A 23,871-nucleotide genomic window follows, 5' to 3' on the forward strand; every position below is an offset into this window, starting at 1 on the left:
GCCTGCAGGACGAGGGAGCATGTCATGAGTGGTCAGGTTGTCGTCGTCGGTGGCATAGGTCTCGAGGAGACCGTTCATGTGCGCCGGGTGGTCGTGGACCGCTCGGTGGAGGTGGCGGAGCGGGTCGCGACGACCGTGGGTGGCGCTGCGGCGTGGGCTTGTGTGGCTGCCGCGGCGGCCGGGGCCGCAGTGCGATGTGTGGCGGCCGTCGGCACCGACCGTGCCGGTGTCCTCTGTCGACAGCATCTGGCCCGCGCCGATGTCGATGTCACCGGCGTCCTTCCTCTGGAGGGGGCCACGACCAGGTTGATTCGACGGTCGGCTGCCGGCGCTGCGGAGGTGGGTTCTACGGGAGCTCTGTCCGAGGACCCGGCCGATTCTTCCTTGTTGATCCTGCCTGGAGCGGGATGGCCGACGCAGGGGTTGCAGACCGAACGTGTCCTGGGGCGTTGCGAACCGGGTGATGTGCTTCTCATCGAATGGTCGGCGCTTCCCGATGCCGACGGGTTGGTCCGGGCAGCCTATGAACGTGACATGCAGATCATGGTTTTACTCGCGCCCTATCCCGTGTCTCCCTTTCCGATCGACCTGCGACTGGTCGACGTGGCAGTGGTGGACCGGGCCGGAGCGGCTCTGCTGGCTGATGCGGGTGAACTCCCAGGCTCTTTGTGTGTCACCCTCCCCGGCTACGGTCTCTCCTGGGACGGCCAGACCTCTGTGGCACCGGTCGCGAAGGGGCTGTCGACCGCGGCGGTGGTTACCGACGAACGCGGGCACGCCGTATTGGCGGGTACGATCGCCGGGCGCCTCGCCTGTGGCGACGATCGACCCCAGGCGGCTCAGGGTGCATTGTCCGCGGCGGGGCAACTCGTCGTGACATCGGACGACCCGGGAATGACGGGCGCTGTTTCGGCGTCTGCTGAGCCCGGCAGCGCAGCATGGTTGAACCTGAGACCGTGGGCACATCTGCGCCTGGACGTGGAGGAACTGGGATGAATCCGTCGATGGCCTGCGCCGTGGTGATGGTCGACGAGCTGATCAGGCTCGGTCTGCGGCACGCTGTGCTCTGCCCGGGTTCCCGGTCGGCGCCTCTCGCCTATGCCTTGGCCGATGCTGATGCCGCAGGTCGGTTGACCTTGCATGTACGGGTGGACGAGCGGAGTGCGGCCTTCCTGGCTGTGGGGCTGGCCAAGGAGAACCGTGTGCCGGCAGTGGTGGTGACCACGTCGGGGACGGCCGTGGCCAATCTGCATCCAGCGGTTCTTGAGGCCGACAGCTCAGGGGTTCCGCTGCTGGTGTTGAGCGCAGACCGTCCGCCGGAGCTGCGGGGCACGGGCGCCAACCAGACGATGGATCAGGTGAAGCTTTTCGGCGCCGCTGTGCGGTGGGCCCACGACCTGGGTGTGCCGGAGATGCGGGCGGGGCAGCAGTCCGTATGGCGTTCATGTCTCGACCGGGCCTGGTCGGCTGCTGTCGGTGATCTCGGAGGGCGGCCTGGCCCGGTGCATGTCAATGTTCCGCTCCGGGACCCGCTGCTCCCGGATCTCTCGGAGAGGTCTGAGCAGTGGCCCGAGGATCTCGACGGACGTCCGGAGGGGCGGCCGTGGACGGCGACCGGGCCGGAGACGAAGAGCGCGTTCACTTCGTCGTCTGTCGTTGAGCCGCTGCCCGATGTGCCACGGACACTCGTGCTGTTGGGGGATATGAACGATCCGGAGGCCTGCCTCGACGTGGTCGACGGTGCTCAGTCCATGGGATGGCCTGTGGTTGCGGAGCCTTTCGGGCGGAGGCACTTGCGAGGAGTGGTTCCCCATGGGCCCCTGGCGGTGACGGTCCCGGGGTTTCTGGATTCCCATCTTCCGGAGCGGATCTTGGTCTTCGGGCGGCTCACGTTGACGCGTTCGTTGGCCGGTTTGCTGCGCACTCCGGGGGTTCCGGTCGAGTCGGTAGCGGCTTCGCAGGCCTGGCCCGATCCTGGGCACGTGCTCTCCCGGGTGCACCCCTGGGCGTCGTGGCAGGCCCGCCGGCAGTCCGGGTACGGGGTGGCCCGGAGCGACGAGGACTGTTCGTGGACTGCGGCGTGGGCAGAGGCTGGGCGTCGCCTGGGCGCGCGGGTGGGCACACTCCTGGAGTCGGAGGAGCTCTGGCCGAGCGGGCCGGCCTTGGCTAAGGCGGTGCTCTCGGCGTTACCCGCGGGCTCCCGGTTGTTCGTCGGCTCGTCGAATGCGGCGAGGGATGTCGATCTGGCGCGTTCTGCGGACGAGGTGGTGGTCTTCGCTTCACGGGGGTTGGCCGGCATCGACGGCAATGTCTCCACGGCCTGCGGCCTGGCCTTGGCCGGAGGCTCTCCGACCTATGCTCTGATGGGTGATCTGACCTTCCTGCACGACGCGAACGCTCTGCTCCTGGGCCCTGACGAACCGGAACCCGATATCACCTTCGTGGTGGCGGACGATTCCGGCGGGGGTATCTTCGCGACCTTGGAGTATGGGGAGGCCGGCCGGGAGCGTTTCTTCGACCGGGTGTTCGCCACGCCGGTCCGGACGGACCTGGCTGTTGTCGCTGCCGCCAGCGGTATCTCCACGGTGGAGGCCCATGACCGGGCGGCACTGATGGCTGAGCTGTCGGCCCCTCCGCGGGGGGTGCGTGTGGTGCGGGTGAGTTTGGATCGTTCGGTACACCGGGAGGTCGGCCGACGTCTTCAGGGAGCTGCCGCAGAAGTCCTGTCCGCTTGTTGACCAGGGTGATATCGGAGGGCGGCAGCCGTTCCTCTGAGTGGGTTCAGGGAGCCAACGGGCCGGGGGCGAGCGCGGAACGCATCGGTACCAGTTTCGCGTCGGATTCGGCGAGCTCTGCAGCAGGGTCCGATCCGGCGACGATGCCGCAGCCGGCGAAGATGCGCATCTGACGGGTGTCCTCCGGGTCGAGGGCACCGCATCGTAGGGCGACGCCCCATTCCCCGTCCCCGGAGGCGTCGATCCAGCCGACCGGGCCGCTGTATCGGCCTCGGTCCATCTTCTCGAGTTCGGTGATGGTCTGGCTTGCGAGCTGCCGGGGGGTTCCGCACACTGCGGCCGAGGGGTGCAGCGCGGCGGCCAGCGAGAGCGATGTCGCGCTGTCGGAGACCCAGCCGGTGACATCGGTGGCGAGGTGCATGACATTGGGCAGGTGCAGCACGAACGGGGTCTCGGGGATGTTCAGTGAGGTGCAGTGGGGGGTCAACGATTCGGCGACGGAACGGACCGCGTACTCGTGTTCTTCGAGGTCTTTGCTGCTGCGGGCGAGTGATGCCGAGAGGGCCAGGTCGCGTTCGTCGTCGCCGGTTCGTCGGATGGTTCCGGCGAGTACCCGTGAGGTGACCAGGCCTTTCTCCAATCTGCAGAGCATTTCCGGGGTAGCTCCGACGAGTCCGTCCACGGCGAAGACCCAGGTGGGGGTGTAGTCGGCGGCCAGCCGACGGAGCAGCCATCGGACGGAGAGCGGATTTTCGGTCTCGACGTGCAGATCCCGGGCGAGGACCACCTTGTCGAGGTCGGTGCGGGAGATATGTTCGACGGCGTCTGCGACGGCGGCCTGCCAGCTCGGTCCGCTGTGGGCGCCGTCGGAGAAGGCGGTCTCCCCAGGAGAGGCCGGTGCTCTTCGCGATGTGTCGGTGGCCTGATGGCGGGTGACGAAGGATTCGACGAGTTGTCGATGGGCGTTCCGGAGCTCGCCGGTGGTGTGGACGGTCAGCGTGTCGACCACCGTGGTCAACAGGCACTGTTCACCCTCACGGCGGAGGATCACCTGGGGGACGGTGAGGAGTCCGCCGTGTTCGGAGTCGTCGGCGAAGGCGAATGAGCCGAAAGCCAGTGGTTCTTCCGTTGCCCGGCCGCTGTCCTGGGTCGAGGTCACCTCGGCGCGGGTGACCACCTGACGCCACCAGTGCTCGGCGTCGCTGAATCGTCGAGGCCCGTTCGTGGCGACCGATGCGACCTGTCCCCAACCGACTTTCCCGTTTCCTTCACGTGTCCAGGCGTGGATCTTCGAGGGTGCCCTTCGTCCGGGCAAGGACGACAGGAGGTCGACCGGGTTCCGCAGAGGTTGGGTGTGGAAGGAGAGCGCTGCCGGGTTGGTTTCGTGCATCGGCTGCTGAGGGGGGGTGGCGGCGGTGTCGTACATCTCCCGTTCAGGATAATCCCTGGCCGGGGTCTGTTCGTCATCGGTGGGGCTGTGGTGCAGGCAGGAGGTCGGGACCGTGGCCGGTGCGCGCAGGCGGCCTCGGTCTTCTGCGAGGATGACCACTGTGAATCGCGCCAGCCTCGACAAGCAACCCCGTGACGTAGCGTCGATGTTCGATCAGGTTGCATCCCGTTACGACCTGATGAACGATCTGATGACCGGGGGGATCGCCCGGTTGTGGCGCCGGGCTCTGGTCGCTGCGGTCGATGCGCGTCCTGGCCAACGGGTCTTGGACATCGCTGCGGGGACGGGCACGTCGTCGATGCCTTTCTACCGGGCGGGTGTGCAGGTGGTGCCGGCCGATTTCTCCCTCGGTATGCTCCGGCAGGGTAGGCGTCAGCATCCCGAGCTGCCTTTCGTCGCGGCCGATGCCACCCGGTTGCCTTTTGCGGATGCGTCTTTCGATGCGGTCACCATGTCCTACGGGCTGCGCAACGTGCAGAACTTTCGGGGTGCCTTGGCCGAGTTCGCCAGGGTGACCCGTCCTGGGGGTCGTCTGGTCGTCAACGAGTTCTCACAACCGGTGAATCCGCTCTTCCGACGGGTGTATCAGGAGTACTTGATGGGGGCTCTTCCGGCGATGGCGGCCCGGTTTTCCTCGAATCCCGAGTCCTATGTGTATCTGGCCGAATCCATTCAGTCGTGGCCGTGCCAGGAGGAGCTCGCCGTGGCAATTCAGGAGGCTGGCTGGCGAGATGTGCAGTGGCGCAACCTGAATGGAGGAATCGTCGCTCTGCACCGGGCGGTGCGGGGCTGAAGGACGTTCCCTGTTGCCTCTACCGTTCTCGATATGGCTGGTCCGCTGTGGCTTCGCTTGCTCCGGAGTCCGGTAAGGTCAAGTCGTTTGCCCCCGCGTGAATCCGTGAGGGACGCCGCGGTCGGAAGTCGACCGTGGGCCGTCCCGAGCTGACCCTTGAAGGACGCCGTGACTGACTCTCATCCATCGCAGGCTGTCGGTTCCGCTGAAACCGCTGATGTCATCGTGGTCGGCGCCGGTCCGGGTGGCTCCGCGACCGCTGCCTATCTGGCGATGGCGGGCCTGGATGTCCTCCTGCTGGAGAAAGCACATTTTCCTCGAGACAAGATCTGCGGGGACGGGCTGACCCCGCGTGCGGTTCGTGAACTGGCCCAGCTGGGCGTGCCTACCGCCGAGGAGGACGGGTGGATCCGTAACAAGGGTCTGCGTATCGTCGGTGGCGGGCGGCGTTTCGAACTGGACTGGCCCGAGACCGACTACTTCCCGCCTTACGGGATGGTCCGTAAGCGGCAGGAACTCGACGAGATTCTGGCCCGGTACGCCGCGGAACGGGGAGCGCGGCTCCTGGAAGGTGTCAATGTCCAGGAGGCGATCCGGGAGGAGTCCTCCGGCCGGATCCAGGGCGTGACCGCCAAGGTCATGGGCCGTGACGGAAGAGCCACCGGGGAAACCGTCTCCTTCCGTGCGCCGGTCGTGGTCGCGGCGGATGGGGTCTCCTCACGGCTGTCCATGGCGATGGGTCGTCCGAAGCGGGACGACCGGCCGATGGGTGTCGCGGTCCGGACCTATTACGAGTCGCCGGTGCGGACGAACGACGAGTACATGGAGTCGTGGCTGGAGCTGTGGGTCCCGGAGGACGAAGGTTCCCGTGGCCTCTCCGGCGCGGGCGCGGCAGGGAAGGACATCCTCTTGCCCGGGTACGGGTGGATCTTCGCCTGCGGCGACGGGACGGCCAATGTAGGCCTCGGGATGCTCGACACGTCGCCGGCCTTCGGACGGGTCGACTATCGGGACGTCATGCGTCGTTGGGTGGCCACTCTCCCGGCGGAATGGTCTTTCACCGAGGAGACCGCGGTCCAGCCGATCCGGGGCGCGGCTCTGCCGATGGCGTTCAACCGCCAGCCGCTGTATGCAGACGGGCTGTTGTTGGTGGGTGACGCCGGAGGGATGGTCAACCCGTTCAACGGGGAGGGCATCGACTATGCGATGGAGGCCGGAAGAACTGCTGCGGAGATCATCGTGCAGGCGATGGCCCGGGCTGATGACGCCGGCCGGGAGCGTGTGCTCATGTCGTACAACTCGGTGATGAAAGAACACCTCGGAGGTTATTACTCCTTGGGCCGGGGATTTGCGGCGCTCATCGGAAAACCTGAGGTCATGCGTTTGTGCGTGAAGTACGGTTTGCCGATCACGCCGTTGATGAGAGTTCTTCTCAAGACGATGGCCAATCTGGCTCAACCACGAGGCGGAGGAATCGACGACAGGCTCATCACAGCCTTGTCGCGAATTGCTCCTTCGGCCTGAGCTTCCTGTGTCATTCACTAGGATATCTAGGGGGAGAACGCTGGAGTTCCTGCGCTCCGGTGCGATCGCCCTGCGAGAAACTGCAGACGAGACGGACAAGATGATTCACCGCCGCCACATCCACCGAAAGGGGAGCGCGTCGAGATGACCAGCCCCTATCTTCCGATTCTGTTCTTCCTCGCGTGTGGCATCGGGTTCGCCGCCGCGTCGGTCCTGCTCTTCGATTTCGTCGGGCCCCGTCGCTACAACAAGGTGAAACTCGATGCCTACGAGTGCGGGATCCAGCCTTCACCGCATGCCGAGGCCGGGGGCCGTGTGCCCGTCAAGTACTACACCACGGCCATGCTCTTCATCATTTTCGACATCGAGTCGGTCTTCCTCTTCCCCTTTGCAGTGGCTTTCGACCGGTTGGGGCTGTTCGCTCTCGTGGAGATGGTGCTCTTCGTGCTGACGGTGTTCATCGCCTACGCCTATGTGTGGCGTCGTGGCGGATTGGAGTGGGACTGACATGGTCGATATCGAGAAATATCCGCAAGGGGTCTACACGACCAAGGTCAGCGAGGCCATCGGGTTCCTCCTCAAGACCTCGATCTGGCCGGCAACCTTCGGCCTGGCCTGTTGTGCCATCGAGATGATGGCCTCGGGAACTCCCGACTACGACATCGCCCGGTTCGGCTCGGAGCGTTTCGCCGCGACCCCCCGCCAGGCGGACTGCATGATCGTCGCCGGTCGGGTCAGCCAGAAGTTCGCTCCTGTGGTCCGCCAGGTCTACGACCAGATGGCCGAGCCGAAGTGGGTCATCTCCATGGGAGTCTGCGCGAGTTCCGGTGGGATGTTCAACAACTACGCGATCGTCCAGGGCGTCGACCACATCGTCCCGGTCGACGTCTACCTGCCGGGGTGTCCGCCCCGGCCCGAGATGTTGCTGAATGCGCTCATCACCCTGCACGACCAGATGATGGCCACCCCGTACACCCCCGGCCGCCGCCGTGAAGCGGCCCGGGCCGCGGAACAGGCTGCGATGTCGGCCACCCCGCTGGTGGAGCAGAAGGGTCTGTTGGCATGAGCGATAAGAACACCGTGAAGTCGCAGACGGCTGCGGCGCAGGAGACCGGCGGGGCGAACCTGCCCACCGAGGCGACCCCCAACCCCGAGGCCCGGGGCGAACGTCGAGGAATGTTCGGCGCCACCAAAGGCGCGGACACGACCGGCTACGGAGGGCTCGTCAGCCCGATCCTCTTCCCCGGACAGGCCTCTCGTCCGTACGGAAGTTTCTTCGACGACGTGGCCGACCAGCTCGCACTGGCGTTGAAGGATGAGTCGACCTCCTACGAGGACGCCGTCGAGAAGGTCGTCGTCGACCGCGGGGAGATGACGATCTTCGTCTCCCGGGAGGCGCTGCCCTCGGTCGCCCGCGTGCTGCGCGACGCACCTGCACTGCGTTTCGAGATCTGCAGCGGAGTCTCCGGAGTCCACTACCCGGCCGACACCGGACGGGAACTGCACGCCGTCTACCACTTCCTGTCGATCACCCACGGCAGCCGTCGTATCCGGATCGAGGTGACCTGCCCGGACAGCGATCCGCACATCCCCAGCATCGTCGACACCTACCCGTCGGTGACCTGGCACGAACGGGAGACCTGGGACTTCTTCGGCATCGTCTTCGACGACCACCCGGCCTTGACCCGGATCCTGATGCCGGACGACTGGCCCGGCCACCCCCAGCGCAAGGACTACCCCCTCGGAGGGATCCCCGTGGAGTTCAAGGGCGCCACCGTGCCTGCCCCCGATCAGCGGAGGTCGTACAACTGATGACCACGTCGAATGAGAAAGTACAGGCCACAGCAGGCGCCGGCACCGATGAGAGCCCTCGGGACCACCACCTGCACGCCGAGGGCGGTGACTGGGACTCGCTGGCAGCCGAGGCCATCGAACACTCCGACGAGCGCATCGTCGTCAACATGGGGCCGCAGCATCCCTCCACACACGGTGTTCTCCGGTTGATCCTGGAGCTCGACGCGGAGACCGTCACCGAGGCCCGCGTCGGGATCGGCTATCTGCACACCGGTATCGAGAAGACGATGGAGCACCGCACCTTCGTCCAGGGCGTGACCCTGTGCACTCGCATGGACTACCTGACACCGATGTTCCAGGAGACCGCCTACTGTCTGGCGGTCGAGCGTCTCCTCGGCATCGAGGACCAGATCCCCGAACGCGCCACACTGATCCGTGTCCTCATGATGGAATGCACCAGGATCTCCAGCCACCTGGTCTGCCTGGGCACCGGTGGGATGGAGCTCGGGGCCACCACCGTCATGACGATCGGTTTCCGGGAGAGAGAGCGGATCTTCCGGCTCATCGAAGCCACCACCGGGCTCCGGATGAACAACGGCTACATCCGCCCGGGCGGGGTCGCGAACGACCTGCCGAGCAACTGGAAAGCCATCATCGAGGACCAGTGGCCACTGCTCAAACAGGGTGTCAAGGAACTCGAGGCCCTCTGTCTGGAGAACCCGATCCTCAAGGGTCGGATGATGGACGTCGGTTACCTCGATCTCACCGGTTGCATGGCCTTGGGGGTCACCGGGCCGATCCTCAAATCAGCGGGAATGCCTTACGACCTTCGTAAGAATGCCCCTTACTGCGGTTACGAGACCTACGATTTCGAGGTCCCCACCTGGGACAGCGCCGATGCCTACGGGCGGATGAGAGTGCGTTTCCTGGAGATCTGGGAGTCGTTGAAGATCATCGACCAGGTGATCGAGCGCCTCGAGAAGTGCGAAGGCGAGCCGGTCATGGTCGCCGACAAGAAGATCGCCTGGCCTGCGCAGCTGGCCATCGGCCCGGACGGTCAGGGCAACAGCCTGGAGCACATCAAGAAGATCATGGGCACCTCCATGGAAGCCTTGATCCATCACTTCAAGCTGGTCACCGAGGGCTTCCGGGTCCCGCCGGGGCAGGCCTACATCGCGGTCGAATCCCCCAAGGGAGAACTCGGTTGCCACCTGGTCTCCGACGGCGGCACCCGGCCCTACCGGGCTCATTTCCGTGACCCGGCATTCAACAACCTGCAGGCCGTCGCCGCGATGGTGGAGGGCGGCGCCGTCGCCGACACCGTCGTCGCCGTGGCCTCGATCGACCCCGTACTGGGAGGTGTGGACCGCTGATGTCGCACGGTGACAAGCCCAACTACGGCTCCCAGCCCAATGTCGCGACCGAACCGTATCCCGACGAGATCCTCGCGAAGCTGCGGATCGATGCAGCAGAGGTCGTCGGACGTTACCCGCAGAAGAGGTCCGCGCTTCTCCCGCTGCTGCACCTGGTGCAGAGCGTCGACGGTTACGTGAGCACTCGCGGCATCGAGTTCTGCGCCGAGACGGTCGAGCTGACCGCAGCCGAGGTCAGCGGGGTCGCGACCTTCTACACCCAGTACAAAAGGCACCCCAACGGGGACTACACCATCGGGGTCTGCACCAACACGTTGTGCGCCGTCATGGGTGGTGACGCCATCTGGGACGCGGTCAGTGAGCATCTCGCGATCGGGCACGACGAGACGACCACCGACGGACGGATCACCCTGGAACGGGTCGAGTGCAATGCCGGCTGCGATTACGCACCGGTGGTGATGGCCAACTGGGAGTTCTTCGACAACCAGACCCCCGAATCCGTGATCCGGATGGTCGACGCCTTGCGTGAGGGCAAGGTGATCAGTCCCACGCGAGGTGCCGCGACCGTGGCCACCTTCAAGGAGGTCAGCCGGGTCCTGGCCGGTTTCCACGACGGACGGGCGGTCGAAGGCGACACCGCGGGGCCGGCGACGGTCCGTGGGCTGCGCCATGCGAAGGAGAAGGGATGGCACGTCCCCGCAGCGGCCGGCGAAGGGGCCGGTGCGACGGGCACGGCATATCCCGCCTCCTCCGTGCCCGGGCATCAGCCTGCACGGTCCACCGGAAGTCAGGACACCCCGTCGAATGCTCCGGGTGAGAAGCCCGGTGCTTCCGGGAACGTCGGAAAGGCGAACTGATGACCCAGCTGACTCCGTTGCTCTCCCAGTTCTGGGATGAGCCTAAGTCGTTCACCCTGGCGACCTACGAACGCCATGACGGGTACCGGGCACTGCGCAAAGCCCTCCGACTCGACCGGGCGGACCTCGTCCAGCAGGCGAAGGATTCCGGCCTGCGGGGGCGTGGCGGCGCCGGATTCCCCACCGGCATGAAATGGGGATTCCTGCCCCCCGACGACGGGAACCCCCGCTACCTCGTGGTCAATGCCGACGAATCCGAGCCGGGCACCTGCAAGGACGTCCCGCTCATGTTCAATGCCCCGCATTTCCTGATCGAGGGCATGATCATCACCAGCTACGCCATCAGGTGCAATCACGCCTTCATCTACCTGCGTGGCGAGGTCGTCCACGTCTACCGGCGGCTCCTCCACGCCGTTCAGGAGGCCTATGCCGCCGGATACCTGGGCAAGGACATCATGGGGAGCGGGTTCGACCTGGACATCACGGTGCACGCCGGTGCCGGGGCGTACATCTGCGGTGAGGAGACCGCGCTTCTGGACTCGCTCGAGGGTCGTCGGGGGCAGCCCCGACTGAAACCGCCGTTCCCCGCGGTGGCCGGGCTGTACGCCCGTCCGACCGTGGTGAACAACGTGGAGACGATCTCGCAGGTCGCGCCGATCTTCTTGCACGGGGCGGACTGGTTCGCCTCCTTGGGCACCGAGAAGTCCAAGGGGGTCGGACTGTTCAGTTTGTCCGGCCACGTGGAGCGTCCCGGCCAGTACGAGGCTCCTTACGGGGTCACCATGCGTGAGCTCCTCGAGATGGCCGGTGGCGTCCGGAAGGGGCACACGCTGAAGTTCTGGACCCCGGGCGGATCCAGTACGCCACTGTTCACCGAGGAACATCTGGACGTCCCACTCGACTACGAGTCGGTGGCAGCTGCTGGGTCGATGCTCGGTACGCGTGCCCTGCAGGTCTTCGATGAGACGGTCTCGGTGGTGCGGGCGGTGTCGCGGTGGATCGAGTTCTACGCCCATGAGTCCTGCGGTAAATGCACCCCTTGCCGTGAGGGCAACTGGTGGATGCGTCAGGTCCTGCAACGTCTTGTGGACGGTCGAGGCCAGGAAGGCGATGTCGACAAACTGCTCGACGTGTCGGGCCAGATCATGGGCCGCTCGTTCTGTGCCCTCGGCGACGCGGCCGCGACCCCGGTGCAGTCCGGGATCAAACATTTCCGTGAAGAGTTCGAGCAGGGATATCACACCCCGGCCCATGTGCTCTTCCCGCCGGAGGCGTCCACCTTGTTCGCGAAGGAGAGCGTGACCCGATGACGGTCCAGAAGAGTCCGAGCTCCGGCGGCGTGGGCAGCGTCCACGTGGAGCCCCCTGTGGAGATGGTCACCCTGACCATCGACGGCGTCCCGGTGTCGGTGCCGAAGGGGTCGCTGGTCATCCGAGCTGCCGAAAAACTCGGCGTTGAGATCCCCCGTTTCTGTGATCATCCTCTGCTCGACCCGGTAGGAGCCTGTCGACAGTGTCTGGTCGACGTTGCGACGGCAGGCCCGGACGGTTCGCTGCGCAAGATGCCCAAACCTCAGGCTGCTTGTACCACGACGGTCTCCGAGGGGATGAGCGTGGAGACCCAGCACACCTCCGAGACGGCCGACAAGGCCCAGAAGGGTGTCCTGGAATTCCTGCTCATCAACCACCCGCTGGACTGCCCGGTGTGTGACAAGGGTGGCGAATGCCCTCTGCAGAACCAGGCGTTGTCCCATGGACACGCGGTGAGCCGGTTCGACGACGTCAAACGCACCTTCACCAAGCCGATCAACGTCTCCACCCAGGTACTGCTCGACCGGGAACGGTGCGTGCTCTGCCAACGGTGCACCCGATTCTCCGACCAGATCGCCGGTGACCCTTTCATCGCGCTGGTCGAACGGGGTGCCCAACAACAGATCGGCATTTACCAGGAAGATCCCTTCGAGAGCTACTTCTCGGGGAACACCGTGCAGATCTGCCCGGTGGGTGCACTGACCGGAGCGGCTTACCGGTTCCGCTCCCGACCGTTCGACCTGGTCTCTACACCGAGCGCCTGTGAGCACTGCGCCGGCGGATGCGGGCTGCGGGTCGACCACCGTCGGGGCACGGTCCTGCGGCGGATGGCGACCAACAACCCGGAGGTCAACGAGGAGTGGAACTGCGACAAGGGTCGCTGGGCGTTCACCTACGCCACCCAGCCCAACCGGGTTCCTACTCCGATGATCAGGGAGAACGGCGAGCTGCGACCTGCCAGCTGGCCGGAAGCCCTGGCTTTCGCCGCGGACGGCTTGGCCAAGGCGAAGAAGAACGGGGGAGTGGGTGTTCTCACCGGAGGACGGCTGTCCGTCGAGGATTCTTATGCCTACAGCAAGTTCGCCCGTACGGTGCTCGAAACGAATGACATCGACTTCCGGGCCCGCCCCCACTCCGGGGAGGAAGCCTCTTTCCTCGCGGCCTGCGTGGCCGGTTCCGACGCCGTCACAGGTGTGACCTATGCCGACCTCGAACAGGCCAGTGCGGTCTTTCTCGTAGGCCTGGAGCCGGAGGAAGAGTCGCCCATGGTCTTCCTGCGTCTGCGGAAGGCGTGGCGGAAGAAGGGAACGCCGATCTTCGGGATCGCGCCCTTTGCGACCCGGGGGTTGAGCAAGCTGGGCGGCACTCTCATCCCGGCGGCGCCCGGCACCGAGACTGAGCTGCTGCATGCGTTGCGGGAGAAACGTCCTGAGCTGAGCGAAGCCGGTCATGCTCTCGGCGAAGGAGCAGTTCTGCTCGTCGGTGAGCGTCTTGCCGGGGTGCCCGGAGCGCTCTCGGCAGCTACTGTGCTGGCGCAGTCCTGCGGGGCGAAGCTGGCCTGGATCCCGCGTCGTGCGGGGGAGCGGGGCGCTCTCGAGGCAGGTTGCCTTCCTGATCTGCTCCCAGGTGGTCGGCCGCTGCGGGACAACACTGCCCGGGCCGAACTGCAGAAGCTGTGGGAGGTCGACGAAGTGCCGTCGGCCACGGGCCGCGATGCCGGTTCGATGATGACGGCGGCGGCAGTCGGCCAACTCGGTGGTCTGGTCGTCGGCGCCGTGGAGATCAGTGACCTTCCTGATCAGGGCACAGTGTCCGAAGCTTTGCAACGGGCTTTCGTGGTCTCCTTGGAGATCCGGGACAGCCTGGCCACGGAGTCCGCCGACGTCGTTCTTCCGGTCGCCCCGGTCGCAGAGAAGACCGGCGCCTTCCTCAACTGGGAAGGCAGGGTTGTCCCCTTCACCGCGGCCTTGAACTCCAACGCGATGGCGGACTACCGGGTTCTCGACCTGCTCGCAGCCGAGATGGGCGGCTACCTCGGCACCCGATCGGTAGAGCAGATCCGGGCCGAGCTCGACAGCCTTCCCGTATGGTCCGGACGTCGTCAGGCACCGCCGACCGCCGATCCCCAGCCCGTGCCTTCACTGGCTGTGGGACAGGCGGTACTGGCGACCTGGCACCAGCTGCTGGACGCGGGCCGGATGCAGGACGGCGAGCCTTATCTGGCCGGGACGGCGCCGCTGGCGGTAGTCCGGTTGTCAGCGGCCACCGCCGCAGCGCTGGACATCGTGGACGGCATGGCCGTGACCGTCTCCACGATGAGGGGATCGATCACCCTCCCGGCGCAGATCACACCGATGGTGGACCACGTCGTGTGGCTGCCGACGAATTCTGCGGGGTCCCGTGTCCGCGCCATTCTCGGCGCGGATGCCGGCGACGTCGTGACTGTCACGAAGGGTGGTGCGGCGTGAACGCGCTCATGGTCCTGCCGGGGAAGATCGAAGCCCCGGACTTCAGCCAGACCCCGTGGTGGCTGTCGCTGATCAAGGCGGTGTTGATTTTCGCCTATCTGATGATCCAGGTCGTCATCGTGATCTGGTTCGAACGCCGGGTCATCGGCCGGATGCAGCAGCGTCCCGGACCTAACCGTTTCGGACCGTGGGGCATATTCCAGGAGATCGCGGACGCCTTCAAACTGATCTGGAAAGAGACTTTCATCCCCCGCCAGGCGGACAAGCTGATGTACCTGGTGGCTCCGATCATCGCTGGGTCGGTGGCCTTCATCAGTTTCGGGATCATCCCGATGGGTGGAATGGTGGATGTCTTCGGATATCGGACGCCGTTGCAGCTCACGGATACACCGGTCTCGGCCCTGTTGGTGCTTGCCGCAGCAGGCGTGGGCGCTTATGGCATCGTCCTGGCCGGCTGGTCCTCCGGGTCGACCTATCCGCTCCTGGGCGGGCTGCGGTCGACGGCGCAGGTCATCAGCTACGAGATTGCGATGGGTCTGTCCTTGGTGGCGGTCTTCCTCTACTCCGGGTCGATGACCTCGTGGCAGATCGTGGCAGCCCAGGACCGGCTGTGGTACATGTTCCCCCTGGCTGTGAGCTTCGTGGTGTACATCATCACGATGGTGGGGGAGACCAACCGTCTTCCTTTCGACCTCGCCGAGGGCGAGGGCGAGCTGGTCGCCGGTTTCCACACCGAGTACTCCGGTATGCGGTTCGGCATGTTCTTCCTCGGTGAGTACGTGAACATGTTCACCGTCGCCGCCCTGGCCACGACCCTCTTCCTCGGTGGTTACCAGGCACCCTTCGGTCTGCACTACATCGCCGACGGGCAGTTCAGCGCCGGATGGTGGGGTCTGTTGTGGTTCACCGCGAAGCTGTGGGTGTTCATGTGGTTCTTCGTGTGGTTGCGGGGCACTCTGCCTCGCACCCGGTACGACCAGTTCATGAAGTTCGGGTGGAAGTTCCTGATCCCGGTGACTTTGTTCTGGGTGATCGCGGCCGCTTTCATCAAGGGTGCGCAGATCGGCTTCCTCGGCAATGTCTTCGTGGGACCTTTCAATGCATCGCTGATCGTCGTCCTGGTGGTGATCCTGGGCGTGTCCTTCCTGGCGATCATGGCCTGGGACCGGGCGATGACCGAACGGGATGTGGCCACGGTGGTCCCGTCCGAGATCGACCCCTTCGCCGGTGGCTATCCTGTGCCGCCGTTGCCGGGGCAGACCCTTCTCGAGCCGACCGCAGAGAATCCCGGCACCGCACGGCCGACGGTGTCGGCTGCGGCTGCGGTGCCCACCGGATCCGGGGGTAAGTCCGTGGTTCTCGACAACGGCGAACCGGGCCGAGCCGAGCGTGAGGAGAACGACAAGTGAGCGAAGAGCGCAAGGAGAGCGCAGCGGAGAAACCTGGCGGTTTTTTCGCTGACATGTTCGCACCGGTCGCGGGTTTCGGTGTCTCTTTCAAGACACAGTTCCGTAAGGTCGCGACCGTGGAGTACCCGGAGGTGAAGGCTCCGACTGCTCCGCGCTACCACGGTCGTCACCAGCTGAACCGGCATCCGGACGGACTGGAGAAGTGCGTCGGGTGCGAGTTGTGTGCCTGGGCCTGCCCTGCAGACGCCATCTTCGTCGAAGGCGCGGACAACGACGACACTCCGATCGACCAGGGAGGGAAAGGACGTTTCTCACCGGGTGAGCGTTACGGTCGGGTCTATCAGATCAACTATCTGCGCTGTATCTTCTGCGGGTTGTGCATCGAGGCCTGCCCGACCAGGGCGTTGACGATGACGAACTTCTACGAGTTGGCCGACCATTCCCGGTCCGCCCTGATCTTCGAGAAGCATCAGCTGCTGGCGCCGCTCGGTGACGACATGGTCTCCCCGCCCCACCCGATGGTGGAGGGCTTGGAGGAACGTGACTACTACCAGGGCAAGGTCGACAAGGCCACCCCTGCACAGCGTGAGTACGTAGGTGCTCGTGACAAGGACGGGACCACGAAAGGTGGTGACCGGAAATGACCGAGACTCCAGTCATGTCCACCGGGGAAACGGTGTTCTTCTGGGTCGTCGCGATTCCGATGGTGCTCGGTTCGCTGGGATTGCTGTTCGCCAAGAAGGCGGTCTACGCGGCGATGTCCATGGCCTTGGTCATGGTGATGTTGGGCGTCGTCTACCTGGCCCAGGGTGCCGACTTCCTCGGTGTCGTCCATGTCTTCGTGTACACCGGCGCTGTGATGATGCTCTTCCTGTTCGTCATCATGTTGATCGGTGTCGAGGCCAGCGAATCGATGGTCGACACCATCAAGGGCCACCGATGGGTCTCCTTGTTGTTCGCGATCGGGCTCGGCGGCCTGCTGTTGAGCACGCTCACTGATGCCACCTTCGTGAAACGCGGCGAGAGTCTGGAAGCGGCGAACAAACAGGGCAATGTGGTCGGTGTGGCCGGGCTGATCTTCGGACAGTACGTCTGGGTCTTCGAGATCACGAGTGCTCTGCTCATCACCGCGGCGATGGCTGCCATGGTGTTGGCGCATCGGGAACGTCTGCTCCCGAAGGCAAGTCAGCGTGAATGGTCGATCCGTCGTATCCGGGAGAACCGTTATGTGGCCGGTCTGCCGGCACCTGGCGTGTACGCCCGGCACAACTCGGTCGACACCCCGGCGCTGCTGCCGGACGGTACTCCGAGTGAGCTCTCGGTGAGTCGTGTGCTGACGGCGCGTCAGCAGATCGAGGAACCGAAGCAGTTCACGGACGCGGTGGACGGCATGAACAAGGAGATCGAGGAGGGTTCGCAGCGATGAGCCTGATGAGCTACATCTACCTCGCGGCGGTGCTCTTCTCGATCGGTGCGGCCACCGTGCTGACCCGGAGGAACGCCATCGTCGTATTCATGGGCATCGAGTTGATGCTCAACGCGGTCAATCTGGTCTTCGTGACCTTCTCGCGCCTGCACGGTTCCTTGGACGGTCAGGTCATTTCCTTGATCGTCATGGTCGTGGCAGCCGCCGAAGTGGTCGTCGGGTTGGCGATCATCATGGCCATCTTCCGTGCTCGCCGCTCGGCCTCGGTCGACGACGCCAACCTGCTGAAGCTGTAAGGAGCGAGAAGGCGTGCAATTCTTTCCCTCAGCCGTCGATGCGATCGCGGCTTCGTCCCCGTCGACGGGAGCAGCGGCTGCCACCGGCACCGCTGAGTTCGGTTGGCTCCTGGTGGCGCTGCCTTTGTTGGGCGCGGCACTTCTCTTGGTCGGTGGCCGGGCCACCGACAAATTCGGCCCGTTGCTGGCTACCGTGTTGTCCTGGAGCAGTTTCGGTGTCGGGGCCGCCATCCTGATGCAGATGCTGGGCCAGACTCCCGGGGAACGGGCTCAGCACCTGAATTTGTTCACCTGGATCCGGACGTCCTCTTTGGACCTGTCGGCCGGGATGCTCATCGACCAGCTGTCGATCAGTTTCGTCCTGTTGGTGACCTTCGTAGGTTCGTTGATCCACGTGTATTCCCTGGGATACATGGAACACGATCCGGACAGGCGGCGTTTCTTCGCCTATCTGAACCTCTTCGTCGCCGCGATGTTGACGCTGGTCCTGGCGGATTCCTATCTCATGTTGTACGTGGGATGGGAAGGGGTCGGCTTGGCGTCGTACTTGCTGATCGGCTTCTGGAACTGGAATCCGCCGTACGCTTCTGCAGCGAACAAGGCGTTCATCGCGAACCGGGTGGGCGACTTCGGCCTGGGCTTGGCGATCATGCTGATGTTCTTCACCTTCGGTCGGGTCGATTTCGCTGGGGTCCATGGCGCTGCGGCGCAGGCCGATGAGAAGACGTTGACCGCGATCGGGCTCTTCCTGCTGCTGGCGGCCTGTGGTAAATCCGCACAGTTCCCGCTGCAGAGCTGGTTGGGCGACGCCATGGCCGGCCCGACTCCGGTCTCGGCGCTGATCCACGCGGCGACCATGGTCACTGCGGGCGTCTACCTGGTCGTGCGTAGCCACTCCATCTACAACCTGGCCCCCCAGGCACAATTGGCGGTCACCGTCGTCGGAGCCATCACGTTGACCATGGGTGCGATCATCGGTTGCGCGAAGGATGACATCAAGAAGGCGCTGGCGGCCTCCACGATGAGCCAGATCGGTTACATGATGTTGGCGGCGGGGCTCGGTCCGGTCGGATATGCCTTCGCGATCTTCCACCTGATCACTCACGGTTTCTTCAAGGCGGGGATGTTCCTCGGCGCAGGTTCGGTCATGCACGGGATGAACAACCGGGTGGACATGCGGACCTTCGGCGGGTTGCGGACGGTCATGAAGGTGACCTGGGGAACGTTCATGCTCGGCTGGCTGGCCATCCTGGGTGTTCCGCCCTTCGCCGGCTTCTGGAGCAAGGACAAGATCATCGAGGCGGCCTTCGTCGGCGAGGGGTGGCGTCCGTGGGTCTTCGGTGGCCTGACCATGTTGGTCGCCGGGCTGACCGCTTTCTACATGTCGCGCCTGTTCTTCATGACTTTCCACGGTGAGCGTCGCTGGACCAAGGACGACCACCCGCACGAGTCTCCTGCGACGATGACGGTGCCCATGGTCGTCTTGGCCTTCGGCTCGGCCTTCCTGGGGCTGGCGTTGTCCTTGTTGGGTTTTGTCGACTGGTTGAGCCCGGCATTGGGGCTGGCGGGACACCACGAACACCCGCATCCGGTCATCCCTGAGGTCGCCATCCAGGTCGGAACTCTCGCGGTGGTGCTCGCCGGCGCAGCTGTCGCGTGGATGCAGTACGCGAAGAAACGGGTGGGCGCTCCTGCTGAGCATCTCGCGGCAAAGATCGCCCGGAACGATTTCTTCCAGGACGATGTCAACGATGTCGCGCTGGTGCAGCCGGGCAATCTGCTGGTGCGGGCCACGGTGCTCACGGACACCGGTGGTGTCGATCGTTCGATGACGGGTCTGGGCGCCGCTGTCCTGGCGGCGAGTAGCGGCCTGCGCAAACTCCAGAACGGGTTTGTCCGTTCCTACGCCCTGACGATGCTGGTCGGCATCGTCGTCCTCCTCGGTGCCGTCTGGGTGGTGCAGTGATGAAGAACGTTGACTGGTTGACCGTCATGATGGTCGTCCCCCTGGTGGGTGCGCTCATCGTGGCGTTCCTTCCTCGGGGTGGCCGGCGTTTGGCTCGGCCGGTGTCCTTGGCGATTTCCTTGCTGGTCCTGGTCCTTTCCGGGGTGGCCACGGCGAGCTCCTACGATCTGGGTTCCTCTGAGCAGTTCCAGATGCGGGCGACACATGAGTGGATCCCGCAGTGGGGCGTCAGCTATGCGGTGGGTGCTGACGGGATGGCCTTGGCCATGATCGTGATGTCGGCTCTGCTGGTTCCGATCTGCCTTCTTGCCGCCTGGGACGACATGCCGGAGGACGGTAGCCGGGACAATGGCTATTTCGCCTGGATCCTGGTGTTGGAGACCTTCATGATCGGTGTCTTCTCGGCCGTGGACGTCTTCCTCTTCTACGTCTTCTTCGAAGGCATGCTGATCCCGGTCTACTTCCTCATCGCTTCCTACGGTGTGGGTGCGGATCGGCGTCGGGCGGCGTTGAAGTTCCTGCTGTTCTCGCTGGCCGGCGGTCTGGTGATGCTGGCAGCGTTGATCGGGCTCTACGTGCAGGGCAAGGGAGGCAGTACCGGTTTCCTGGTGTCCTCCCTGACCGGACTCCAGATGGACACGAACACTGAGCGGTTGCTCTTCCTCGGTTTCTTCATCGCTTTCGCGATCAAGGCGCCGATGGTTCCGGTGCACACCTGGCTGCCCGACGCAGCTGAGGCGGCGACCCCGGCGACCAGCACCCTGTTGGTCGGGGTCCTCGACAAGGTCGGCACCTTCGGCATGATCCGTTTCTGCCTTCAGTTCTTCCCGAACGCGAGCCAGTGGGCGACCCCGGTCGTCATCGGTTTGGCATTGCTGTCGATCATCTACGGTGGGATTGCCGCGATCGGGCAGCAGCACATGATGCGCCTGGTCGCTTTCACGTCGGTGAGCCACTTCGGTTTCATCGTGTTGGGCATCTTCGCCTTCACCCGGATGGCGGGGCAGGGGTCGGTCCTGTACATGCTCAATCACGGCTTCTCCACGGCGGCGCTTTTCCTGGTGGCCGGGATGCTCGTGAAACGTCATGGCAGCGCGTTGATCCGGGACTACGGCGGCTGGCAGCGGGTCACTCCTGTCCTTGCCGGATGTTTCCTGGTGGCTGGGCTGTCGGGCTTGGCGTTGCCAGGTCTGTCGAGCTTCGTCTCCGAGTTCCTGGTGATGATGGGGACCTTCCAGCGTTACCCGTGGGTCGGTGCGATCTCCTCGGTCGGGATCATCTTGGCCGCGTTGTACATCCTCTTGCTCTACCAGCGTGTGTTCACCGGGCCTCCGCCCGGGGAGAGGGTGTCCGATCACGGTCACGCGACTCTGGAGAAGGACCCCGAGTCCGCTCCGGTCAAGGTGGCTGACCTGGTGGTCCGTGAAAAGTTGGTGATGGCTCCGCTGATCGTGATCTTCGTGGTGTTGGGTTTCTATCCGAACCTTGCCTTGCAGGCGATCAATCCGTCCGTCGACAAGACATTGACCATCGTCGGCGTGAAGGACCCGGAGCCGGCTGCTGATGCTGCGAAGGGAAGTGCCAAGTGATTCCGGTGCTGACAGCGGCCGAACCGCTGAGCAAGATCGATATCAATTACGGGAGCATCGCTCCCATGCTGGTGGTCTTCGGGGGAGCCCTGATCGGGGTGCTCGTCGAGGCCTTTGCCGCTCGACACAGCCGACACGAGACCCAGCTCGGTGTCGCGGTGGTGGCGCTGTTGGGCTCTTTCGCGGCTCTTCTTCTGCTCGCGCGGAAGAACATGGTCTCGACCTTGGCCGGCGCCGTGGTGGTGGACGGGGTCGCGCTTGTGCTCCAGGGTCTGTTGATCCTGTTGGCTCTGGCGTCGATCTTGATCATGGGCGATCGGATGTCGGGTCAGTCGGCTGATGCTTTCACCCCGTCGGGCTCTTCGATTCCGGGGAGTAAGCAGGAGGAGATCGCTCAGCGGATCGGTGCGGCGACCACTGAGGTCTTCCCGTTGGCGCTGTTCGCCACCGGCGGGATGATGATGTTCGTGGCAGCGGGGGACCTGTTGGCGATGTTCGTCGCCTTGGAGGCGCTCTCCCTGCCGTTGTACGTGATGACGGCGCTGGCTCGCCGTCGCAGGCTGCTCAGCCAGGAAGCTGCGTTGAAGTACTTCTTGCTGGGGTCGTTCAGCTCGGCGTTCTTCCTCTTCGGCGCAGCCTTGTTGTACGGCTTCGCCGGCACTCTCTCCTTGAGCGGTATCGCCCGGGTGATCCCGACGACGGTGAACCCGGGGCTTCTGGTCCCGGGGGTGTTGCTGCTGCTCCTGGGTGTGCTCTTCAAGATCGGTGCGTGGCCTTTCCACAACTGGGTTCCGGACGTCTACCAAGGTGCGCCCACTCCGGTCACGGGTTTCATGGGTGCGTGCACGAAGGTCGCGGCTTTCGGTGCGCTTCTCCGCCTGGTGTATGTCGGCGTGGGATCCACCCGGTGGGACTGGTCGATCGCGTTGTGGGTGGTCGCGGGGATGACGATGGTGGTCGGTTCGGTGTTGACCGTCACCCAGACGGATGTCAAGCGGATGTTGGCCTACAGTTCTGTGGCCCACGCTGGGTTCATTCTGGTGGGTTTCCTCGCTTTCGACCGCAGTGCTATCGGCGGCGTCCTCTTTTACCTGGTGGCCTACGGGTTCACGACGGTGGCGGCTTTCGGGATGGTCTTCCTGGTGCGTGCGGGCGGGTCCGAGGCGACGACTTTGTCGCAGTGGAGCGGTCTGGGGCGTCAGCATCCGGTGTTCGCAGCGATCTTCTTCTTCCTGCTGCTGGCTTTCGCGGGTATTCCGCTGACCAGCGGATTCACTGCGAAGGTGGCGGCTTTCATGCCTGCGGTCGCGCATGGCGGTGTCCCTGGGGCGGTCCTTGTGGTGATCGGCGTGTTGTGTAGCTTGGTGACTGCGTTCGCATACTTCCGCCTGGCGGGGTTGATGTTCCGTGCGCCGGACAAGGAGGAGATGGTGCAGGGTGAGGGCACCGAGGTCGTGGTGGCGTCCAGTACCAGCACCTTCGCGATCGCGGTGGGTGTGATGGTGACGCTGGCTCTGGGGGTCTTCCCCTCGCCGCTGTTGCAGGTGTTCGAGTCGACCACGCAGTTCCTGCCATGAGCGCACAGCCGTTGCCCGTGTTCCCTGATGTCGATCCGGTTCTGGCCGATGCTCTGCAGGCCGGTCTAGGCCGGGTGGATGCTTTCTTGCGGGAGAAGGTGGATCATGAGGACCCTTTCGTCGCGGAGGCGAATGGGCACCTGTTGGCCGCCGGAGGTAAACGTTTCCGTCCGCTGTTGACCTTGTTGGCGGCTCACGTCGGTTCAGGTGTCAACGATGAGGTTGTGGGTGCTGCGGCGGCGGTAGAGCTGACTCATCTGGCGTCTCTGTATCACGATGACGTCATGGATGAGGCCGATGTGCGTCGCCATGTGGTGAGTGCTAATGCCGCGTACGGTAATTCGACTGCGATCCTGGTGGGCGACCTCCTCTTCGGTACGGCGAGCTCGATCGTGGCGGACTTGGGCGCGGAGGCGGTCAAGATCCAGGCGGAGACTTTTGTCCGCCTGTGTTCAGGTCAGATCCGCGACACGCGTCCGTGCCCTCCGGGTCAGGACCCGGTGGATTACTACCTGGGGGTGCTGGCTGACAAGACCGGTGTCCTCATCGCCACGGCAGCGCGGTTCGGCGCGATGTTCTCCGGTTGTGCTGATGATCAGGTGGAGATCCTGCGTCAGTACGGGGAGAAGTTGGGGATCGCTTTCCAACTCGCCGACGATCTGCTCGACATCTCTTCCGAGGGTGAGTCTTCGGGGAAGACGCCGGGTACCGACCTTCGGGAGGGGGTGGCGACCTTGCCGGTGATCTACGCCCGGGCGGAGAACCGCTCTGAGGACGGTGAGCTCCTGGAACTGTTGGATCGTGACCTTCGGGCGGACGATGCCGGCGTGGCTCGCGCTCTGGAGCTGCTCCGGGTGCATCCGGCTGTGGAGCGCGCTCGGGAGCATACGTGGACGGTGGCCCGGGAGGCTCAGGAAGTGGTGGGACCGCTCGGCGACGGCCCAGCGGTACGGGCATTGCGGGAGGTAGCTGCCGGGGTGGTGGATCGTGAGGTGTGATCCGGGCTGCGGTGGGTGACTGTTTCCGCAGGCTGCAGGCCTCTGCGGGACGGATCTGATGTGCTCAGGACGGGCTCCGACAGGTATCTCTCTGTCGGAGCCCGTTCGTCGCGTGGGGCGCTCTCTCATACATCGGCCACTGAATATTGCGGCGAGTCAGGCCAAATGTCCTGAACCTCAACCGAGTACGATGACACGCGTCGGTCTGCTCTTCTCCGGTCAAGGATGTTCTGGGCCGAGGAGTGGGGACGGTCGTGAGGAATTCACCGGTATGTCACGAAGCGGAATCATTGGAATGCTTTATCG

General features: G+C 64.6%; 20 protein-coding genes. 19 read left to right on the plus strand and 1 reads right to left on the minus strand.

All coding sequences use genetic code 11. The features are described from left to right. Nucleotides 1-24: 24 nt before the first annotated feature. Together AUCHE_RS08095 and menD are read left to right on the plus strand one after the other, a co-directional pair. Entirely contained in the window at nt 25-996 is a 972-nt protein-coding gene (locus tag AUCHE_RS08095; protein ID WP_074788421.1) for a PfkB family carbohydrate kinase, read from the plus strand. Then, on the plus strand, nt 993-2,738 hold the full coding sequence (menD, locus tag AUCHE_RS08100) for a 2-succinyl-5-enolpyruvyl-6-hydroxy-3-cyclohexene-1-carboxylic-acid synthase (protein WP_006502797.1): 1,746 nt from the start codon (nt 993-995) through the stop codon (nt 2,736-2,738). The genes AUCHE_RS08095 and menD overlap by 4 nt, the downstream gene beginning before the upstream one ends. A 43-nt stretch (nt 2,739-2,781) precedes the next feature. Here menD and AUCHE_RS08105 read toward each other — a convergent pair whose 3' ends face one another. Next, nucleotides 2,782-4,161: an isochorismate synthase gene (locus AUCHE_RS08105; protein ID WP_006502798.1), complete on the minus strand. Its 1,380-nt coding sequence runs from the start codon at nt 4,159-4,161 to the stop codon at nt 2,782-2,784. 124 nt (nt 4,162-4,285) lie between these two features. Between AUCHE_RS08105 and AUCHE_RS08110 the strand changes: the two genes are divergently transcribed. The 17 genes from AUCHE_RS08110 (at nt 4,286) to AUCHE_RS08190 (ending at nt 23,565) form a co-directional block, all read left to right on the plus strand. Continuing rightward, a complete protein-coding gene (locus AUCHE_RS08110; RefSeq protein WP_006502799.1) occupies nt 4,286-4,978 on the plus strand; it encodes a demethylmenaquinone methyltransferase in 693 nt (230 codons plus the stop codon). A gap of 168 nt (nt 4,979-5,146) precedes the next feature. Then, nucleotides 5,147-6,502 (plus strand): geranylgeranyl reductase family protein, encoded by a 1,356-nt coding sequence (locus tag AUCHE_RS08115; RefSeq protein WP_006502800.1) that lies wholly within the window; start codon nt 5,147-5,149, stop codon nt 6,500-6,502. Nucleotides 6,503-6,646: 144 nt separating this feature from the next. Further along, on the plus strand, nt 6,647-7,009 hold the full coding sequence (locus tag AUCHE_RS08120; protein WP_006502801.1) for an NADH-quinone oxidoreductase subunit A: 363 nt from the start codon (nt 6,647-6,649) through the stop codon (nt 7,007-7,009). Between the two features lies 1 nt (nt 7,010). Next, on the plus strand, nt 7,011-7,568 hold the full coding sequence (locus AUCHE_RS08125; RefSeq protein WP_006502802.1) for an NADH-quinone oxidoreductase subunit B: 558 nt from the start codon (nt 7,011-7,013) through the stop codon (nt 7,566-7,568). Further along, a complete protein-coding gene (locus AUCHE_RS08130; protein ID WP_006502803.1) occupies nt 7,565-8,314 on the plus strand; it encodes an NADH-quinone oxidoreductase subunit C in 750 nt (249 codons plus the stop codon). The genes AUCHE_RS08125 and AUCHE_RS08130 overlap by 4 nt, the downstream gene beginning before the upstream one ends. Further along, nucleotides 8,314-9,669: an NADH-quinone oxidoreductase subunit D gene (locus AUCHE_RS08135; protein ID WP_006502804.1), complete on the plus strand. Its 1,356-nt coding sequence runs from the start codon at nt 8,314-8,316 to the stop codon at nt 9,667-9,669. The genes AUCHE_RS08130 and AUCHE_RS08135 overlap by 1 nt, the downstream gene beginning before the upstream one ends. Beyond that, nucleotides 9,669-10,526 carry an NADH-quinone oxidoreductase subunit NuoE gene (gene nuoE, locus AUCHE_RS08140; RefSeq protein WP_006502805.1) on the plus strand — a complete coding sequence of 286 codons (858 nt, stop codon included), beginning with the start codon at nt 9,669-9,671 and terminating at the stop codon, nt 10,524-10,526. The genes AUCHE_RS08135 and nuoE overlap by 1 nt, the downstream gene beginning before the upstream one ends. Further along, nucleotides 10,523-11,836 (plus strand): NADH-quinone oxidoreductase subunit NuoF, encoded by a 1,314-nt coding sequence (nuoF, locus tag AUCHE_RS08145; RefSeq protein WP_040321843.1) that lies wholly within the window; start codon nt 10,523-10,525, stop codon nt 11,834-11,836. Before nuoE ends, nuoF begins: the two co-directional genes overlap by 4 nt. Then, nucleotides 11,833-14,304: an NADH-quinone oxidoreductase subunit G gene (locus tag AUCHE_RS08150; RefSeq protein ID WP_006502807.1), complete on the plus strand. Its 2,472-nt coding sequence runs from the start codon at nt 11,833-11,835 to the stop codon at nt 14,302-14,304. The genes nuoF and AUCHE_RS08150 overlap by 4 nt, the downstream gene beginning before the upstream one ends. An 8-nt stretch (nt 14,305-14,312) precedes the next feature. Beyond that, the gene (nuoH, locus tag AUCHE_RS08155; protein ID WP_052024869.1) at nt 14,313-15,713 is read left to right on the plus strand and encodes an NADH-quinone oxidoreductase subunit NuoH; all 1,401 of its coding nucleotides are present in this window, start codon (nt 14,313-14,315) and stop codon (nt 15,711-15,713) included. Between the two features lie 53 nt (nt 15,714-15,766). Next, the gene (gene nuoI / locus AUCHE_RS08160; protein WP_081578194.1) at nt 15,767-16,357 is read left to right on the plus strand and encodes an NADH-quinone oxidoreductase subunit NuoI; all 591 of its coding nucleotides are present in this window, start codon (nt 15,767-15,769) and stop codon (nt 16,355-16,357) included. After that, entirely contained in the window at nt 16,354-17,139 is a 786-nt protein-coding gene (locus tag AUCHE_RS08165; RefSeq protein WP_006502810.1) for an NADH-quinone oxidoreductase subunit J, read from the plus strand. The genes nuoI and AUCHE_RS08165 overlap by 4 nt, the downstream gene beginning before the upstream one ends. Further along, a complete protein-coding gene (gene nuoK / locus AUCHE_RS08170; protein WP_006502811.1) occupies nt 17,136-17,435 on the plus strand; it encodes an NADH-quinone oxidoreductase subunit NuoK in 300 nt (99 codons plus the stop codon). The genes AUCHE_RS08165 and nuoK overlap by 4 nt, the downstream gene beginning before the upstream one ends. Nucleotides 17,436-17,448: 13 nt before the next feature. Continuing rightward, entirely contained in the window at nt 17,449-19,401 is a 1,953-nt protein-coding gene (gene nuoL / locus AUCHE_RS08175; protein ID WP_006502812.1) for an NADH-quinone oxidoreductase subunit L, read from the plus strand. Beyond that, a complete protein-coding gene (locus AUCHE_RS08180; RefSeq protein ID WP_006502813.1) occupies nt 19,401-20,990 on the plus strand; it encodes an NADH-quinone oxidoreductase subunit M in 1,590 nt (529 codons plus the stop codon). Before nuoL ends, AUCHE_RS08180 begins: the two co-directional genes overlap by 1 nt. Then, nucleotides 20,987-22,567: an NADH-quinone oxidoreductase subunit NuoN gene (gene nuoN, locus AUCHE_RS08185; protein ID WP_006502814.1), complete on the plus strand. Its 1,581-nt coding sequence runs from the start codon at nt 20,987-20,989 to the stop codon at nt 22,565-22,567. The genes AUCHE_RS08180 and nuoN overlap by 4 nt, the downstream gene beginning before the upstream one ends. Next, nucleotides 22,564-23,565 carry a polyprenyl synthetase family protein gene (locus tag AUCHE_RS08190; RefSeq protein WP_006502815.1) on the plus strand — a complete coding sequence of 334 codons (1,002 nt, stop codon included), beginning with the start codon at nt 22,564-22,566 and terminating at the stop codon, nt 23,563-23,565. The genes nuoN and AUCHE_RS08190 overlap by 4 nt, the downstream gene beginning before the upstream one ends. Nucleotides 23,566-23,871: the final 306 nt, after the last annotated feature.

This window comes from Austwickia chelonae NBRC 105200, assembly GCF_000298175.1.
Taxonomy (GTDB): domain Bacteria; phylum Actinomycetota; class Actinomycetes; order Actinomycetales; family Dermatophilaceae; genus Austwickia; species Austwickia chelonae.